This is a genomic window from Psychrobacter sp. 1U2 (assembly GCF_051847575.1).
This window is the reverse complement of sequence record NZ_JBPYDC010001742.1, coordinates 1-534: the sequence shown is the minus strand read 5'-3', so window position 1 is coordinate 534 and position 534 is coordinate 1. Positions and strand designations below refer to the sequence as shown.

Annotated in this window: 1 protein-coding gene; it reads right to left on the bottom strand. The window is 44.4% G+C overall.

Annotated elements, in window-relative coordinates:
- Window positions 1-534, bottom strand: a 534-nt coding sequence (locus ACS8FD_RS24165; protein WP_439277712.1) for an alpha/beta hydrolase fold domain-containing protein, incomplete at both ends; no start/stop codon positions are given.

The window sequence follows — 534 nt, the reverse complement described above, 5'->3', positions numbered from 1 at the left end:
ATTGATGCGTGCTTGACTGAGCAGATAACCATTGGCATATTTTTCAATAGAGGGACAGCTCATAGTAAAGTCAACACTTGGATATATCAGTACTTGAGCGCTGATATCATTTATTATGCCTGACTTTATTATTCTAGGGTCACGTAGCAGATTGGTGACTAATGCTCCACCATGACTGTCTCCAGCTACTACTAATTTGTTTGTGCTAATGTGATGGTGGGCAAGTAGTGCAGGTAATCTAAGCAAAGCCGTGCAAGCATCGTTTTGGCCGCAGGGGTAGGGGTTTTCTGGTGCAAGGCGGTATTCTGGTGCAACAATAATGTGCCCTGTATGTTTCGCTAAACGACATAAAATTTGATGATAAACAGAGACGCTACCTGCTGTACCACCGCCACCATGAAAGTACAGCATCACGGGTAGTGGTGTCTGCTCAGTCTGAACTATTGAAGCGTCAGGCAAGCTAGGATAAAAGAGGCGCACCGGTACATGATAAGCAGACACGTCGTAAGCATCTTTAGTTAACACATCACATTC